20 protein-coding genes are annotated in these 14787 nt (G+C 65.6%); 9 read left to right on the forward strand and 11 right to left on the reverse strand.

Annotated features, from left to right (window positions below; all coding sequences use genetic code 11):
* Window positions 1–151: 151 nt before the first annotated feature.
* On the forward strand, window positions 152–391 hold the full coding sequence (locus ACQR0Z_RS24735) for a BolA family protein (protein WP_315719345.1): 240 nt from the start codon (window positions 152–154) through the stop codon (window positions 389–391).
* Window positions 392–424: 33 nt separating this feature from the next.
* Here ACQR0Z_RS24735 and egtD read toward each other — a convergent pair whose 3' ends face one another.
* The gene (gene egtD, locus ACQR0Z_RS24740) at window positions 425–1396 is read right to left on the reverse strand and encodes an L-histidine N(alpha)-methyltransferase (RefSeq protein ID WP_434920370.1); all 972 of its coding nucleotides are present in this window, start codon (window positions 1394–1396) and stop codon (window positions 425–427) included.
* A 50-nt stretch (window positions 1397–1446) separates the two neighbouring features.
* Window positions 1447–2700 (reverse strand): ergothioneine biosynthesis protein EgtB, encoded by a 1254-nt coding sequence (gene egtB / locus ACQR0Z_RS24745; RefSeq protein WP_434920371.1) that lies wholly within the window; start codon window positions 2698–2700, stop codon window positions 1447–1449.
* 305 nt (window positions 2701–3005) lie between these two features.
* On the opposite strand from egtB, the gene grxD reads away from it, so the two are divergent.
* Together grxD and ACQR0Z_RS24755 are read left to right on the forward strand one after the other, a co-directional pair.
* Entirely contained in the window at window positions 3006–3344 is a 339-nt protein-coding gene (gene grxD, locus ACQR0Z_RS24750) for a Grx4 family monothiol glutaredoxin (RefSeq protein ID WP_006609190.1), read from the forward strand.
* Window positions 3341–3910, forward strand: a complete 570-nt coding sequence (locus ACQR0Z_RS24755; protein ID WP_434875612.1) for an O-acetyl-ADP-ribose deacetylase — start codon at window positions 3341–3343, stop codon at window positions 3908–3910. The genes grxD and ACQR0Z_RS24755 overlap by 4 nt, the downstream gene beginning before the upstream one ends.
* A gap of 50 nt (window positions 3911–3960) precedes the next feature.
* Here ACQR0Z_RS24755 and ACQR0Z_RS24760 read toward each other — a convergent pair whose 3' ends face one another.
* From ACQR0Z_RS24760 to murI, 7 genes are all read right to left on the reverse strand, one after another.
* Window positions 3961–5028 (reverse strand): threonine aldolase family protein, encoded by a 1068-nt coding sequence (locus ACQR0Z_RS24760; protein WP_434920372.1) that lies wholly within the window; start codon window positions 5026–5028, stop codon window positions 3961–3963.
* Window positions 5029–5102: 74 nt separating this feature from the next.
* Window positions 5103–5642: a hypothetical protein gene (locus ACQR0Z_RS24765; RefSeq protein ID WP_434920373.1), complete on the reverse strand. Its 540-nt coding sequence runs from the start codon at window positions 5640–5642 to the stop codon at window positions 5103–5105.
* A gap of 214 nt (window positions 5643–5856) precedes the next feature.
* Window positions 5857–6474 carry a 30S ribosomal protein S4 gene (gene rpsD / locus ACQR0Z_RS24770; protein ID WP_315782312.1) on the reverse strand — a complete coding sequence of 206 codons (618 nt, stop codon included), beginning with the start codon at window positions 6472–6474 and terminating at the stop codon, window positions 5857–5859.
* A 216-nt stretch (window positions 6475–6690) separates the two neighbouring features.
* Window positions 6691–7515, reverse strand: coding sequence for an acyltransferase (locus tag ACQR0Z_RS24775; RefSeq protein ID WP_434920374.1), 825 nt, complete (start codon window positions 7513–7515; stop codon window positions 6691–6693).
* A gap of 129 nt (window positions 7516–7644) precedes the next feature.
* Entirely contained in the window at window positions 7645–8031 is a 387-nt protein-coding gene (locus tag ACQR0Z_RS24780) for a cupin domain-containing protein (RefSeq protein WP_035643542.1), read from the reverse strand.
* A 60-nt stretch (window positions 8032–8091) separates the two neighbouring features.
* A complete protein-coding gene (locus tag ACQR0Z_RS24785; protein ID WP_434875425.1) occupies window positions 8092–8865 on the reverse strand; it encodes an HpcH/HpaI aldolase family protein in 774 nt (257 codons plus the stop codon).
* Between the two features lie 12 nt (window positions 8866–8877).
* Entirely contained in the window at window positions 8878–9675 is a 798-nt protein-coding gene (murI, locus tag ACQR0Z_RS24790) for a glutamate racemase (RefSeq protein WP_434920375.1), read from the reverse strand.
* Between the two features lie 880 nt (window positions 9676–10555).
* Here murI and ACQR0Z_RS24795 point away from each other — a divergent pair.
* From ACQR0Z_RS24795 to ACQR0Z_RS24820, 6 genes are all read left to right on the forward strand, one after another.
* Entirely contained in the window at window positions 10556–10885 is a 330-nt protein-coding gene (locus ACQR0Z_RS24795) for an ArsR/SmtB family transcription factor (RefSeq protein WP_434858459.1), read from the forward strand.
* Window positions 10882–11361 (forward strand): SRPBCC family protein, encoded by a 480-nt coding sequence (locus tag ACQR0Z_RS24800; RefSeq protein ID WP_434920376.1) that lies wholly within the window; start codon window positions 10882–10884, stop codon window positions 11359–11361. Before ACQR0Z_RS24795 ends, ACQR0Z_RS24800 begins: the two co-directional genes overlap by 4 nt.
* 18 nt (window positions 11362–11379) lie before the next feature.
* Window positions 11380–11793 (forward strand): GFA family protein, encoded by a 414-nt coding sequence (locus tag ACQR0Z_RS24805; RefSeq protein WP_434920377.1) that lies wholly within the window; start codon window positions 11380–11382, stop codon window positions 11791–11793.
* Between the two features lie 303 nt (window positions 11794–12096).
* Window positions 12097–12513 carry a thiol-disulfide oxidoreductase DCC family protein gene (locus ACQR0Z_RS24810; RefSeq protein ID WP_434920378.1) on the forward strand — a complete coding sequence of 139 codons (417 nt, stop codon included), beginning with the start codon at window positions 12097–12099 and terminating at the stop codon, window positions 12511–12513.
* Window positions 12514–12551: 38 nt separating this feature from the next.
* Window positions 12552–12824: a hypothetical protein gene (locus ACQR0Z_RS24815; RefSeq protein WP_434920379.1), complete on the forward strand. Its 273-nt coding sequence runs from the start codon at window positions 12552–12554 to the stop codon at window positions 12822–12824.
* A 303-nt stretch (window positions 12825–13127) separates the two neighbouring features.
* Window positions 13128–13649: a helix-turn-helix domain-containing protein gene (locus tag ACQR0Z_RS24820; RefSeq protein WP_434875431.1), complete on the forward strand. Its 522-nt coding sequence runs from the start codon at window positions 13128–13130 to the stop codon at window positions 13647–13649.
* A 44-nt stretch (window positions 13650–13693) separates the two neighbouring features.
* Here the strand turns inward: ACQR0Z_RS24820 and ACQR0Z_RS24825 are convergent, their stop codons facing one another.
* Together ACQR0Z_RS24825 and ACQR0Z_RS24830 are read right to left on the reverse strand one after the other, a co-directional pair.
* On the reverse strand, window positions 13694–13909 hold the full coding sequence (locus tag ACQR0Z_RS24825; protein ID WP_434858465.1) for a hypothetical protein: 216 nt from the start codon (window positions 13907–13909) through the stop codon (window positions 13694–13696).
* Window positions 13910–14080: 171 nt separating this feature from the next.
* Entirely contained in the window at window positions 14081–14716 is a 636-nt protein-coding gene (locus ACQR0Z_RS24830; RefSeq protein ID WP_434875432.1) for a hypothetical protein, read from the reverse strand.
* Window positions 14717–14787: the final 71 nt, after the last annotated feature.

A 14787-nucleotide genomic window follows, 5' to 3' on the forward strand; every position in this document is an offset into this window, starting at 1 on the left:
GGCGTGACCGCGGAAGCAGTTCGCGCTAAATTCCGCCATCACGGTCGCGCGAGAACGCCTTGATTCGCAGCGTTCGACGGCGCACTGATGGAGGCAGTCATGGCGACCGGGGCCGCCGCGGTCCGTCGTCGAGAGAAGGAGATGCAGCGGGATGCCTATGGATGCCCACGATATCGAGCAGATGATCAAGGCCGCCATCCCCGACGCCCAGGTGACGATTCGCGATCTCGCCGGCGACGGCGACCACTATGCCGCCACCGTCATCTCCGAGGCCTTCCGCGGCAAGTCGCGGGTGCAGCAGCATCAGCTCGTGTATCAGTCGCTGCGCGGCCAGATGGGCGACGTGCTGCACGCTCTCGCCTTGCAGACCGGGGTGCCCGACCAGCGCTGACGACTGCGCCTCGCGATCGTCGCGCGTCGGGCATCACGCCTCGGCGACGAGCGCCTGGACCGAGAACATCGTCTCGGCATCAGTCCAGACCGTTTGCACCTTCCAACCCGAGCCGCGAGCCAGCGCGCCGAAGCGCTCGATGCTGTATTTGTAGCTGTTCTCGGTGTGGATGCTTTCGCCAGCGCGGAACGGCACGGTGGTGCCGAGCAGCCGGACGGTCTGCGGCTTGCGCGCGACCAGATGCATCTCGATGCGGTGCTGCTCGCGGTTATAGATCGCCCGATGAACGAAGGCGGACAGGTCGAAATTGCCGCCGAGCTCGCGGTTGATTCGGAGCAGCAGGTTGAGGTTGAAGCGGGCGGTCACGCCGGCCGCATCGTTGTAGGCGGCATGCAGAACGCGCTCGTCCTTCTCGAGGTCGACGCCCACGATCATCAAGGCGCCGGCGCCCAGGATCTCCCGCGCCGAACGCAGGAAGCGGCAGGCTTCGTGGGGCTCGAAATTGCCGATCGTCGACCCCGGGAAGAAGCCGACCTTGGGCTTTCCTTCGATGGCGTCGGGCAGCTTGAAGGCGGTGGTGAAGTCGGCGACGACGGGATGGACCGCAAGGGGCGGGAAGTCGCGCCGCAGGCTGTCGGCCTGGGCGGTCAGGAAGTCACCGGAGATATCGACCGGCACGTAGGCCGCGAAACGGCAGTTGTCCAGGAGCAGGCGAACCTTGGTGGTCGCGCCGGCGCCGAACTCGATCAGCGCGGCATCTTCGGGAATGATCGCCGCGATCTCGGCGCCGCGTTCCCTGAGAACGCCGAGCTCGGTGCGGGTCGGGTAGTATTCCGGCAGCCGCGTGATCTGCTCGAACAGGTCGGAACCGGACGCGTCGTAGAAGTATTTCGGCGACAGCTGCTTCGGCTGGCGGCTCAGGCCCTCGATCACATCGGACGCGAAAGCCGATGTCTTGGCGTCAGGCAAATGGGCATTGGCCAGGGCGTTGACGTGCACGTTCATGATACTCTCCTGGACGCGCACAGGCGCGACTGTCGGGCGTGGCTGGCGGCTCAGGCGTAATCGGCGAGCCGCAGCCCGGTGAATTGCCAGCGGTGGTGCGGATAGAAAAAGTTGCGATAGCTGACGCGGCTGTGGCCGTCCGGCGTCGCCAGCGACGAGCCGCGCAGCACCAGCTGATTGACCATGAACTTGCCGTTGTACTCGCCGAGCGCGCCATCGACCGGCCGATAGCCGGGGTAGGGGCTATAGGCGCTGCGGGTCCACTGCCAGACGATGCCGAAGGCGTCGTTCAACTGATTGCCGCGGGCCGCGACCTCCCATTCCATCTCGGTCGGCAGATGCTTGCCGGACCAGCGGGCGAATGCGTCGGCCTCATAGTAGCTGACGTGGCAGACCGGCGCGTTCGGATCGACGGACTTCAAGCCGCCGAGCGTCATGATCTTCCATTCGCCTTCGACCTTGTACCAGTGCCCCGGCGCCTGCCAGCTGTCGCGACTGGCGGCCGCGAAGCCGTCCATCAGCCACAGCGTCGCTGTCTGATAGCCGCGGTCTGCCATGAACGCCTGCCATTCGGCGTTCGTGACCAGATTGCGCGCGATCCTGACCGGTCCCACGAGCGCCCGATGCGCCGGCCGCTCATTGTCGAAATGATAGCCGTCGCCGGCGTGCCCGACGGTGTGGATGCCTTCGGGAAGGCTGATCCAATCCTCGCCGGATCCAGCCGGCGCCGGAAAGCGCCACGACGGGTCGTAGGCCGGAGCGGTCGGATTCTGGGCGAAGGCGTGGAGGATGTCGGTCAGCATCAGCTCCTGATGCTGCTGCTCATGGTTGAGCCCGACTTCGACCAGCGGGGCGACGGCCGCCAGGGTGGCGGCATCGGCGCGGCCCAGGAATTCGACCATGGCCGAATCGACATGCCGGCGATAGGCCGTGACATCGGCGGCCCCGGGACGGGTGATCAGGCCGCGCTCGCCCCGCGTGTGACGGGGGCCGGCACTGACGTAATAGGAATTGAACAGGAAGGCGTAATCCGGGTGGTAGGGCGTATAGCCCCGGCAGTGCTCACCCAGGACGAACTGTTCGAAAAACCAAGTGGTATGGGCGCGGTGCCATTTGGCGGGACTGGCATCCGGCATCGACTGAATGACTTGGTCCTCCGGGCTCAGCGGCGCCGCGCGTCGCTCGGTCTCGCCGCGAACCGACAGGTAAGCCTCGATCAGGCCTGCGGCCTGGGCCCCTGACCTCGGCGTCGGACGCACATCAGTGATGGGAAGCGGGGCCGGGGCGGACGCTGAACTGGTCACGAGGGTCTCCGTTTGCCGGGAGAGAACGATATTCGACGGAACAAGTTCCTCTGGGCAGTTCGTCCTAGATAGGGGCTTGGTTACGGGATGAAACCCTCGCGTCGGCTATAATATTGCTGTCATCAGGCTATGGCCGGACGGTGGAGCTGCGTTGCGGCGGCCCCCTGGCATTTTACTTTGGCTGAACAACGGTTTGCGCTACATATAGAGGCTGTGACGGTCGGCCGGGCACGACGGAGGTCGAACGGCGACCAGCGCGACACCGAGCCCCAGGCGTTCCTTGAGGCGCCCCAGAGGAAGCGAAGATGAGCATCGAGCAATTCATCGACAACGAAGTGAAGTCGAACGACGTCGTCCTGTTCATGAAGGGGACGCCGCAGTTTCCGCAATGTGGATTTTCCGGCCAGGTCGTGCAGATCCTCGATCATGTCGGCGTCGGCTATAAGGGCCTGAACGTCCTGGAGTCGGCTGAGCTGCGCAACGGCATCAAGACGTTCTCCAACTGGCCGACCATTCCGCAGCTCTATGTGAAGGGTGAGTTCGTCGGCGGCTGCGACATCGTGCGCGAGATGTTCCAGAGCGGCGAGCTGCAGCAGCTGTTCACCGACAAGGGCATCCCGGTCGGCACGGCAGCATCCGCCTGAGCTATCCGGTCCGCAGCATCGGCGCGACCCGGTTCGAGGTCGTCGTTGCCGACATCACCAAAATCGGCGTTGACGCGATCGTCAACGCCGCCAATTCGTCGTTGCTTGGTGGGGGCGGCGTCGACGGCGCCATCCACCGCGCCGCGGGGCCGGATCTGGTCATGGAATGCCGTATGCTCCATGGCTGCAAGACCGGCGAGGCCAAGATCACAAAAGGCTACCGGCTGCCGGCGCGCCATGTGATCCACACGGTCGGCCCGGTCTGGCAGGGCGGCGAGCGCGGCGAGCCGGAGCTGCTCGCCTCTTGCTACCGGCGCTCGATCGAGCTCTGCCACAAGCATCGTCTGGACTCGGTCGCGTTCCCCGCGATCTCGACGGGCATCTTTCGCTTTCCCGCGGACCGTGCGGCATCGATCGCGGTTGCCACGACGATCGAGGCCATCAACGACGAGACCTCGCTGTCGCAGATCGTGTTCTGCTGCTTCTCCGAGGCAAGCGCCGAGCTGCACGATGACGCGTTGAGCCAGGCCATCGAGAGCCGCGCTCGCGCAGGATCGCCGCGATAGGCGGCCGTCCTGCGGGGGCGTGGGTCCCTCGAGTCCTCGCATCGTGATCGTCATGCGCCGCGCACGATCTCCCTGACATGTCCGATCGTTTCCTCGATCATCGCGGCTGACACGTCGAGATGCGTGCAGGCGCGGATGCGGCCGTCCATCATCGCGAGCAGCACGCCGCGCTTGCGGAGTTCACTCACCATCCTGTCGCCGGAGACGCCGGCGCCGTCGGGCTTGAAGAAGACGAGATTGGTCTCGGGCTCCTGCACCTCGATGCCCTGGATCTGTGACAGCCCGCGCGCCAGCGCGCGCGCATTGGCGTGATCCTCGGCCAGGCGGTCGACGTGATGATCGAGCGCGTAGATGCAGGCGGCCGCCACCACGCCGGCCTGGCGCATGGCGCCGCCGAGGCGCTGCTTCCAGCGCCAGACCTCGTCGATGAAGGCGGCGCTGCCGGCGAGCACGCCGCCGATCGGCGCGCCCAAGCCCTTGGAGAAATCGATCCAGGCGGAATCCCAGCCTGCCGTCATGTCGGCGGCCGAAATGCCGGTGGCGACGGTGGCATTGAGCAGCCGCGCGCCGTCCATATGCGTCGCCATGCCGTTCGCCTTGGCGATCGCCACGATTGCATCGAGATCAGCCTTCTTCCAGATCGTGCCGCCGCCGATATTGGCGGTCTGCTCGACGCTGACGACGGTCTGCGGCGGCTGATAGCGTGAGCGCGGATGCAGCGCGGCGCGGAACGTCTCCGGCGTGAACCGACCGTCGGGGCCCTTGAGCTGCGTCACCTGAAAGCCGCCGAGCGCGGCATGGGCGCCGCCCTCGCGCGAGATGATGTGCGCGGTCTCGTGCGCCAGGATCTCGTCGCCGGGCCGGCAATGCACCAAGGTCGCGGCGACGTTGCACATCGTGCCCGAGGGCATCAGCACCGCGGCTTCCTTGCCCATGAGCGCGGCGACGCGGGCGGTGAGCTCGTGCACGGTCGGATCGTCGCCGATCTGCTCGTCGCCGACCTCCGCCCGCGCCATCGCCTCGCGCATCGCGGCTGTGGGGCGCGTCTGCGTGTCGGACAAAAGATTGACGCGCACGGGCGGCGCCTTGGGATCGCGCGGGGGCGGGGTGTAATACATCGGCAGTCCTCGTTCGGCTTTCACGTGAGGACCTTACCCAACTCGCATCGCTCCCGCAAAAAGCTCCTCCTCGATCAGGCCGCGCGCGGCGGATTGAGCCAGATGTCCGGCCGCCGCAACGGCCGGGCTTCGATCGGTTCGGCCACCAGCGCCGGCGCCTCGACGCAGTCGAAAACCCAGGACTCCAGCGGGCTGCGGCGCGATGCCGACAACAACAGCGCCGCGCCCGGGCGCTGCCGCTTGATGTTCCAGCCCATGTTCACCGCGGCCCAGCCGACCAGCATGGTTTGCCACTCGTCAGCGGGTTCGGGAGAATTGTCGAGACAATGGAGAAGTTCGAGCGCGAACGGATCGTAGCGAAGTTGCGCGTCGGCAAAGGTGAGCCCGGTGCCGAGATGGCGGATCACATGGGCTGTCGCATCGGACTGGACGTGCCAGCAGGAGCGTTCGAGAAGGTCGAAGACGGTCGACGGGTAGAGGCCGTCGTTGAAACGGTAGCGGATCCCCGAGAGCCGCGCGCGTAACGGTGAAGTGCGCAACGGCGGCAGAGGTGGAGCACCGACCGCATCGGCCTGCAACGCACCGAAGATGATATTGCGCCTGTTGAACTCCATGGCGAACGCCCCGCTACTTTACAACTGCGGGCAGTGAATCACGGGTCGGATTCGCTGTCAGCCCCAGATGAGGCGATTCGGTGGCAAGTGTGGCATTCGGGAATCGGTTCGCCTCATCCGAAAACCCAAAGCAGAAGTCCAAAAAAACAAAGGCCCCGGCGCGTGCCAGGGCCTTCGGATTATCAGATGTGGGCGGAGCAGCGCTCCGTCAAGATCAGCGCGAGTAGAACTCGACGATCAGATGCGGCTCCATCTGCACCGCGAACGGCACGTCCGACAGCGCCGGGATGCGGATGAACTTCGCGGTCATCTTGGAGTGATCGGCCTCGATGTAGTCGGGCACGTCGCGCTCGGCGAGCTGGCTCGCTTCCAGCACCACGGCGAGCTGCTTCGAGGCTTCCTTGACCTCGATCACGTCGCCCGGCTTGACCTGGTAGCTCGCGATGTTGACCTTGCGGCCGTTCACCTTGATGTGGCCGTGGTTGATGAACTGGCGCGCGGCGAACATCGTCGAGACGAACTTGGCGCGGAACACCACGGTGTCGAGACGACGCTCGAGAATGCCGATCAGGTTCTCGCCGGTGTCGCCCTTGAGACGGCCGGCCTCGACATAGATGCCGTGGAACTGGCGCTCGGAGATGTTGGCGTAGTAGCCCTTCAGCTTCTGCTTGGCGCGCAGCTGCACGCCGAAGTCGGAGAGCTTGCCCTTGCGGCGCTGGCCATGCTGGCCGGGGCCGTATTCGCGGCGGTTGACGGGGCTCTTCGGGCGGCCCCAGATGTTCTGGCCCATGCGGCGATCGATCTTGTACTTCGCCTCACTGCGCTTAGTCATCGCGTCCTCTTCAGTCTTTCGTTCGGGTTTGAGGAAACGCGCCCTCCTGTGTGTCCCGGGAACCGGGTCCACCGACAGGCCCATCCCCAAAGCATGAAGGGAGAAGGCCACGGGTCGCGAAACGCAACGCGGGCCGAAAGCGGCCCGCGAGCAGGGCGGTTCTTAAGGGAGAAACCGCTGACTTGTCAAACCTCAACCGCCGATTTGGCCGGGAAATCACCCCTGGGGTCCCCCGATGGCGGTGATTTTCGGCCGTTTCGGCTCGCACGCCCGGCCGGTCTCCGCCAAATCCGGCCCGGCTGACGGTAAAGCCCTCAGTTCGGCCGCGATCTCCCCGTTCAGCACCTGTTCAAGCCGGATCGCGGTCCTCGCGATCATGGCGCCGTCGGTCACCCGGTGATCCCAGCGGATCAGGAGGCGCACGGTCTGGTCGGGCCGGACGACGTCGTAGTTGATGATGAACGGCCCCGGGCTGAGCGCCAGCAACTGGCCGCCGCCGCAGGCGGCGACGCTGGTCACCGAAAAATTGCCGAACCAGTTCGCCCGCTGCCGCCCGAAGCTGAGGCCGACCCACCAGGCGAAGCGGCGCAGCGGGAGCGGTAACCGGGTCGCCCGCATGATCTTGCGGAACATCGGGACGTCGCCGACCGGGGCCTCCTTGCCCTGCCGGATCACCGCGTCGACCTCGGCCAGGGTCATGGTCTCCGGCCCGGACACGCGCTGCGGCAGCACGCAATCCTCGCCGTTCTCGACTCGGGCGATGGTCACGGTCGCGACGCTGCGCGGCAGCTCGTAGAAGCAGGGCCACGGCCATTTGACGTAGAGCGAGCGCAGCACCGGCTCGTCGCGGGCGACGAGCGCGAACGCCTTCACGAACAGGGCGGCGAAGCCGGGCGGGCGATCGGCCGCGGCACGAGCGTCGAGCAGCGGACCGAGCTGGAGCGTGCGCTCCAGCGACACGAACGGCACGTCGCGCGAGGCGTGCATCAGATCGATGATCAGACGGCGGTGCAGCGAAATCGGCCTGGTCTGTCCGCGCATCTGGAATCGGTACTCCCATTCATTGGTGTCGATGGCCGTCTGATGCAGCCGTTATCGGGCAGACCCGGACCGCTCCGCCGGTGGCCCTGTTACCCCGGGCCGCGGCGCGGTGAAAGCCTCGTCTTGCCGTCAGGGCGCCGGCGACGCCAGCGGCTTGGTTTTGTCGACCACGTAGACGCCGAGCACCTTCAGACCCTTGTCGCCGTGAACCTTGGCGTCGTGAACGACCCCGGCCGGGATCTGGAACGAATCGCCAGGTTTCAGGTGCCGGTCGGGCTGGCCCTCGACGATGAGCTCGGCCTCGCCTTCCAGGATGTAGGCGGTCTCAACACCGGGGTGGGTATGCCGGCCCGCGGCGCCGCCGGCCGGAACCTCGGCGAGTGCCTGCACGATGGTATGGCCGTCCGGAAAATCGATCTTGTTCAGCAGGGTCCGCTTGATCGCCGGCTGCTGCGCCAGCGCGGCGCCGAGTCCCAGCACGGCCAGCGACAAGCCGAAAATCGTCTTCTTCATCATGGTCTTCTCCCCCAATGTTGTTTTTCGTTCAAAACCTGAAGTCCGGGCATCCGCGCGGACTCAGCGCCTGATCCCTTCGAAACTCGCGGCAATGCCGCGCTGGAACAAGGACCAGTCGAAGCCGAGCGCGAGCGCGAGGTAGCCGCGTTCGATCATCGCATTGGCCTGTTCGGCCGAGCGCGCCGCGCCGCCGATCGGCACGCCTGACTTGAGGATGCCGGCCTCGGCGCGCGCGATGAGCGATTTGACTTCGGGATCATCGAGTTGTCCGCGCTTGTTGATCGAGGTGGCCAAGTCGCCCGGGCCGATCACGGCGATGTCGATGCCGGGCGTGGCCATGATCTCGTCGATGCGCTCGACCGCCTCGACATGCTCGATCGTGACCATGCAGATCATGTCGTCGTCGGCGGTCGCCATGTACTCGTCCATCGACACGTTCCAATGGAACGGCGCGTGAAACGGGCCCCAGAGACGGTCGCCGCGCGGCGGATAGCGCACGCTGCGCACCGCCTTCTCGGCATCGCTGCGGCTCGAGATCATCGGGAAGTTGATACCGAGCGCGCCGAGATCCATCGGCGCCTTCGCCAGATGCGGCTCGTTGGCGGCGATGCGCACCAGCGGCACGCAGGGCGTGCCCGCCGTGGCCGTGATCATCGCATGCGCGGTGGAGAGGTCGATCGGCCCGTGCTCGAGGTCGACGATGATAAAGTCGAGCGACTGCGCCATGATGCGCACGGTCTGGATGCTCGGAATGGTGGCGATGGCGCCGAAGGTCGGCTGCTTGTCGCGCCAGGCCTGCTTGAGGCGGTTGAGCGGTTTGGGCGTTGCTGACATCGGACGTCTCCGTCAGGCCGGCACGCGGCCGCCGAAAAACGGCGTGAGTGCGCGGCTGAGTTGATGCGGCTTGTTCGAGGTGAAGATCATCGCGGCGCCGCCGTGATCGACGCGGTCTGACTGCGGGCCGAGCAGGTCGACGACGCGGCGCGCGATCGCCGGCGCCGGATCGATCCAGGCGACCGGCCACGGCGCGAGCCTTTGCAGCCGGTCGAGCAGCAGCGGATAATGCGTGCAGGCGAGCACGACGGTGTCGGTGCGAGCGCTCGCGTCATCGGCGTCGCCGATGAAGCAGGGCGCGATCTCGGCCGCGATGGCGGCGTCGCTGACGCTGGTTCCGCTCAGCGCGGCCTCCGCCAGCGAGGCCAGCTCCGGCGAGCCGACCAGCGTCACCGCGCAGCCCTGCGCGAAGTCGCGAATGAGCGCGTGGGTGTATTCACGCTGCACGGTGGCCTTGGTGCCGAGCACGGAGACGCGCCTGGTCCTCGATTGCGCGCAGGCCGGCTTGATCGCCGGCACGGTGCCGACGAACGGCGTCGCGTAGGCGGCGCGCAGCGGCGCCAGCGTCTGCACCGAGGCGGTGTTGCAGGCGATCACGATCAGGTCCGGCCGATGCGCGGCGATGAGGTCGCCCATCAGCGGCACCACGCGCGCGATCAGCGCCGGCTCGCTGTGATGGCCGTAGGGGAAGAAGGCATCGTCGGCGACATAGACGTAATGCGCGTCGGGCCGCGCCCGCACCACCTCGCGCAACACGCTGAGGCCGCCGAGGCCGGAGTCGAACACGAGAATCGTCGGGCGGTTTGTCACGTCGCGAGTGTACCGGATCGGGGAGGGCGGTTCAGTCGGTTTTTCTGCAGGCGGTGGCGGGAGTAGGGCGTCTCGGTGTGTTCCGGTGGCGGAGGTGAAGGTTCAAACCTGCCAATGGGAGCCACTGCCGTTGCCACACATTCAGTGTCATCCCGGCGAACGCCGGGATCCATAACCACCGGCGGATATTGGTGCAAAGGCTGGCAGCTCCAGCGTGCCTCATACAACCGCCGCGGAGTCTGGGTCCCGGGTCGGCGCCGCGCCGCCGCTGTCGCGTCGTCGCAGCTTGCCCGGGACGACGACGGAGTGTGTCGACACGGCATTTCATCCTCGCACCCGCTGTCGCGTCCGAGTGTTGTCATCTCATCGCCCTCTCGAAGATGAGGGCGCGGGGAAGGCCGGGTGCCGGTCGCACCCATGGCCCGCCTGCAACAAAAAAAGCAGGCGGCAGTCACCACAGGTACGGGCCGGATCATCCGGCCTTCCCCGCGCGATGGCGCTACGGCTTATACGTGCTCTCCTCGGGGACCGGCTTTTGACCCCGTCGCCTTGCGCGCTCGTCCAGACTTTGCGGCGCAGACTTGGTCTCGGCACCGGGAGACCAGGACCACACGATTTCGCCGTGCGCATCGGATCGTTCGTCGGCATGATCGCTCACGCTGCAACCCGACACGCCCACCGCATCCCGCACTCCACGCTCGTGACGATCGCGAAACGCCCCTCAAGTGAGGCGGGATGCGAACACCATAGCACGGTATTCGGGAAAACGGAAGAAGAAAATTCGGATTTTCGAGGTATCGAGCCCGGCGATCACCGCGCGGTTCCGGGAGGCCGAAAGGATTAGTGTTGACTAATTCATTAGTCATAGCTATTGTTTGGCATGCTCCAACCCGAATCCATCACCACCGTCATGCGCGCCTTGGCCGACCCGACCCGCCGGGCGGTGTTCGAGCGCATCGTTGATGCCGACGAGATCACCGTAGTCGAGCTGACCCGCGGCAGCAGCGTCACGCAGGGGGCGATCTCGCAGCATCTGAAAGCCCTGAAGCAGGCCGGCCTAGTCTGCGAGCGACCCGAGGGGCGCAAGGTCTACTACCGCGCCGAGCCGCGCGGCCTCGCGCCGCTGGCCGACTGGATGAGCCATTACGGCGCCTTCTGGCGCGACCGCTTCGCCGATCTGAGGAAACTGCTGAAGGACATCGATCCATGAATCAAACCGTGAAGCCGGACACGCAGGCCATCGTGGTGGAGGAGATCTTCCCGCATGCGCCGGAGGTCATCTGGAAGGTGCTGACCAATGGCGACCTGATCGGCCGCTGGCTGATGGCGCCCACGGGGTTCGAGGCCGTGGTGGGGACGCGCTTCACCTTCCAGACCACGCCGGCCGGCGAATGGGACGGCACGATTCATTGCGAGGTGCTGGAGGTCGTGCCGAACGAGCGGCTGTCCTACGCCTGGAAGGGCGGCCATGCCGGCAATGTCGGCTACGGTGCGCCGTTGGCGACCGTGGTCACCTTCACGCTTGCCAGAGCGGACAACGGCACGCGCCTGCGCCTCGTGCATTCCGGCTTCGTGCTGCCGGGCAACGAGACCGCGTATCGCAAGATGGGCGAGGGCTGGAAGACGGTGGTCAAGAAGCTCGATCAGCTCGTCGGCGACGAGACATCGCTGCAGCGGCCGCATTGACGCACACGGAGAGCTCACATGACAAACGTCTATGCCGGCGGCTGCGCCTGCGGCGCTGTGCGCTACGAAATCAAGGGTAAGCCTGTGGTGATGCTGGACTGCCAGTGCCGGCAATGCCAGCGCGACAGCGGCACCGGGCATCAGTCGCACCTCACCTTCGTCGCGGCGGAGGTGAAGGTCGACGGCGAAGTGTCGCACTGGCAGACGACCGGCGACGGCGGCACCGTGAAGCGGCGCGCCTTCTGCCCGACCTGCGGCTCGTCGATGCACATGACGTTTCCGGCGATGCCCGATGTCTTCATCGTGACGCCGGCAAGTCTCGACGATCCCAGCCGCTACAAGCCGCAACTGGTCTCCTGGACCGCGGCTGGATACGCCTGGGATCACCTCGATCCGGCGCTGCCGAAATTCGAGAAGATGCCGCCGCGGTGAGTAGTGTGCTGCGGTGACGTTTGATCTGTCGGACCAGACTGCTTCCACGTCGTCATGGCCGGGCTTGTCCCGGCCATCCACGTCGTTCGGCGCACTCCGATGGACGTGGATGCCCGGGACAAGCCCGGGCATGACGGAGTAACAAATTGGCCGTGGTTCCTGCCGCGATGGGCTCATTCTTCTATGCGACGGACCTGACTTTGCCGCATCCTTCCTCCCAATGAAATTCAACGAGCCACAGACCCAAGACCCTCGCGCGGACGTTTAAGCTCCGGGACCGAAGCCGGTGCCTTGGAGATCCGCATGGCGTCAGAGCCTGCACAATCAACCGTCTACTTCGACGGCTCCTGCCCGCTGTGCCGGGCGGAGATCGGCTACTACAGCCGCACCGATCAGGCCGGTGCGCTGTGCTTCGTCGATGTCTCCAAGGCCGATGCCGAGACACCGGAGGGGCTGAGCCAGCAGCAGGCGATGGCGCGGTTTCACGTGCGTGCCGCGGACGGGCGGCTGCTGTCGGGTGCGGCGGCCTTCGTCGAGGTCTGGCGCCGCCTGCCGCGCTGGCGCTGGGCGGCCCGGGTGGCGTCGCTGCCGGGCGTGCTGACCATCTTGGAACTGGGCTACCGGCTGTTTCTTCCCGTCCGGCCGTTCATCTCCCGCGGCGTCGGGCGTATCCTGCAAAGCAGAGCTGCGGCAGAGAGGCAGCAGGGTGGCGGAGCCTGACGCAGCGTCCTGCCCGGTCGACGAACGCTGGTGGTGCGATGTCCCGAGTTTTGAACTGGTTCTTCCGCAATCGCGCGACCGGGGAGATCACGATCGCGCAGATGCCGAACCCGGCGCTGTGGATCGTGCTGGGGGGCAGCGTGGTGGGTTGGATCTGGCATCCTCCGGGACAGATGGGCGCCAATCTGGAGTGCCTCGTCAAAGCCAGTCTGGTCGTCTGGGCGGTCGACGAGATCGCGCGCGGCGCCAATCCCTGGCGGCGCTGCCTCGGGGCGGCGGTGCTGGTCTATGTCGTTGCGAGCACGGCTTGAGGCTTCCTTGTGCTGGCCACGGCGTGGGATGGTATCATTGTCACTCCGCAGTCTCCTTGAAGTCCCTACGCGATCCGCGTATTTTTGATCCCAAAGACGTCATCGTGGAAGTCACCAATGCCGACCAAGACGTCATGTTGGTCGAGCTTCGCACGTCCGTGGGAACTGTGTCGATCCTTGGCAGCGTCACGCTGGAGGGACGTGTTCTGCATATCCGTCGGGCTCACATCGACGGATTATCACCGGGAGCGCTCGGCCGTCGCGGCTTGAATGCGATCGGTCGCAAACTGCTGGATGAGGCCGATGCCGACCAAGTTGTCATTGAAGGAGGCACTCGCACGACAGGCCTCTTCAAAGGCCGGAGACCGCGGATCATCCGGTTTCCCCGCCCACCGGATTCTCCTGGAGGCGACTGATCTGTCTCGTCCGGTCGAACTGGCGAAAACGCTAGTTCGTTACGGACTGAGTCTGAAGCGCGCCCATGGTGCCATCGACCGGCTTGCGTCAGGAGAACGGGTTGCCGTCGAGGTCAAGGTCGACGACGTCGAGCAGATGATCAGCGGGCTTACCTCATTTGGCTTGAACTGCTCCGTCGCTCGCATCGGAGCTGTCGATGTCAAACAGATACGCGAGCGGCAGCAGTTGTCACAGACGGAGTTCTCTCTGCTGTACGGGCTCGACGAGCGCACGCTGCAGAATTGGGAGCAGCACCGCAATGAACCCGATGCACCTGCGCGCATATTGCTTAAGCTGATCGAGACGCATCCCGAGCTCGTGGTGGATGCCGTCTACGATCAGATGAAGACCGGCGGCGACCCTGCCTGAGGAAGGTCGACGTCGCATGGCAAGGCCTGGCCGCGCCCAGCGCGTCAGTCCTCGTCGTGCTCGGCTTCGTCGAGCTCCTCCAGCTCCTCGCTGGCGTGGTCGATCACGTCGATGGCCTGCTGGACCTCGATGAGGCTCTTCACCGCAGTTTCCGTTTCGCCCTTCTTGTAGCCGGCCGCAACGGCCTTGGCCAAATTCAGGCGCAGTTCGACCAGCACGTTGCGCGCGGTCAGGTAAACGTCGAGGTCGTTGTCGGCCATGGTGCTCCTCATCTAGGCTGTCCGTCCGATTGGTAGCCGCAGCGTATGGCGGGCATGTGTCGGATCGGGCGTGCATCGGCTGATCGCCGTGGTGTCGCGGACCCCTGAGGCGGGGCGGCCAGCCTTGGGGGGACGGCGCCATGGCGAGCCGGGTGCGCGGCGACGGCAGCTTCACTGAAGCTGCTCGCGTGTCGGCCAGGGCGGCGCGGTCCATAAGGTCTTCCAAGCTCCGTCTCCGCAATTGTCGAGGCGGTAGTCGACCCTGATCAGCGGCAGCTCCCTGGCATCAGGCGCGATCTTGTAGATGTGCCGGACTGCTCCCGTACACATGTCGTTTCCTCCGGTGGCCTCGAACACCTGGTCGTCCTTGTTCCAGGTGACGAAGCCGGCATTGTCGGCTGCCACGAAGCCGCGCTCCGGAGCCATCTTTGCGAGCTGTAGCAAGCGGGGGCGCCGGCTGTTCTGAAGGTCGAAGATCTCGTGCCATGTGATCGCGATCCCGGAGCAGGGCACGAGCACGAACCGCCTTTTCTCGACGAATAGGAAGCGGACGGGCAACGTCTCGAGATTTTCCTTGTATCGGCAGTAGGTCTGCTCGATCGCCCGCACGAGCTGCTTCGGCAGGAGGTCCGGATCGTGAATTTCGAATTCGCTTTGTCCCTTGAAGTCGATGCCGTCGAACTCGCTGTTCTCGATTTTCCTGATGTGTGAGGCTTCGTCGTCGCTCCGCGCGGGCACGGCGACCGCCGCGACCAGACAGAGCGCGATCAGCAACGCCCGAAAGATGGAGAGGCGGTGTCCGTTCACTGGTATCCTCACCATGATCGAGATTATTCAGGCCCATCCGTGACCCTGGGGCAACGACGTCGCTGGCCGGA

Origin of the sequence: Bradyrhizobium sp. HKCCYLS3077 (assembly GCF_051167555.1) — a bacterium.
GTDB lineage: Bacteria > Pseudomonadota > Alphaproteobacteria > Rhizobiales > Xanthobacteraceae > Bradyrhizobium.

What these genes read in the sequence shown, in the direction of transcription:
- ACQR0Z_RS24800 (WP_434920376.1), top strand. Translation starts at nt 10,882, where the DNA reads ATGAATCAAACCGTGAAGCCGGACACGCAGGCCATCGTGGTGGAGGAG.
- rpsD (WP_315782312.1), bottom strand. Translation starts at nt 6,474, where the DNA reads ATGACTAAGCGCAGTGAGGCGAAGTACAAGATCGATCGCCGCATGGGC.
- ACQR0Z_RS24810 (WP_434920378.1), top strand. Translation starts at nt 12,097, where the DNA reads ATGGCGTCAGAGCCTGCACAATCAACCGTCTACTTCGACGGCTCCTGC.
- ACQR0Z_RS24780 (WP_035643542.1), bottom strand. Translation starts at nt 8,031, where the DNA reads ATGATGAAGAAGACGATTTTCGGCTTGTCGCTGGCCGTGCTGGGACTC.
- ACQR0Z_RS24820 (WP_434875431.1), top strand. Translation starts at nt 13,128, where the DNA reads ATGCCGACCAAGTTGTCATTGAAGGAGGCACTCGCACGACAGGCCTCT.
- ACQR0Z_RS24760 (WP_434920372.1), bottom strand. Translation starts at nt 5,028, where the DNA reads ATGTATTACACCCCGCCCCCGCGCGATCCCAAGGCGCCGCCCGTGCGC.
- ACQR0Z_RS24785 (WP_434875425.1), bottom strand. Translation starts at nt 8,865, where the DNA reads ATGTCAGCAACGCCCAAACCGCTCAACCGCCTCAAGCAGGCCTGGCGC.
- egtD (WP_434920370.1), bottom strand. Translation starts at nt 1,396, where the DNA reads ATGAACGTGCACGTCAACGCCCTGGCCAATGCCCATTTGCCTGACGCC.
- ACQR0Z_RS24805 (WP_434920377.1), top strand. Translation starts at nt 11,380, where the DNA reads ATGACAAACGTCTATGCCGGCGGCTGCGCCTGCGGCGCTGTGCGCTAC.
- ACQR0Z_RS24795 (WP_434858459.1), top strand. Translation starts at nt 10,556, where the DNA reads ATGCTCCAACCCGAATCCATCACCACCGTCATGCGCGCCTTGGCCGAC.
- grxD (WP_006609190.1), top strand. Translation starts at nt 3,006, where the DNA reads ATGAGCATCGAGCAATTCATCGACAACGAAGTGAAGTCGAACGACGTC.
- ACQR0Z_RS24765 (WP_434920373.1), bottom strand. Translation starts at nt 5,642, where the DNA reads ATGGAGTTCAACAGGCGCAATATCATCTTCGGTGCGTTGCAGGCCGAT.
- ACQR0Z_RS24815 (WP_434920379.1), top strand. Translation starts at nt 12,552, where the DNA reads ATGTCCCGAGTTTTGAACTGGTTCTTCCGCAATCGCGCGACCGGGGAG.
- ACQR0Z_RS24775 (WP_434920374.1), bottom strand. Translation starts at nt 7,515, where the DNA reads ATGCGCGGACAGACCAGGCCGATTTCGCTGCACCGCCGTCTGATCATC.
- ACQR0Z_RS24735 (WP_315719345.1), top strand. Translation starts at nt 152, where the DNA reads ATGCCTATGGATGCCCACGATATCGAGCAGATGATCAAGGCCGCCATC.
- ACQR0Z_RS24825 (WP_434858465.1), bottom strand. Translation starts at nt 13,909, where the DNA reads ATGGCCGACAACGACCTCGACGTTTACCTGACCGCGCGCAACGTGCTG.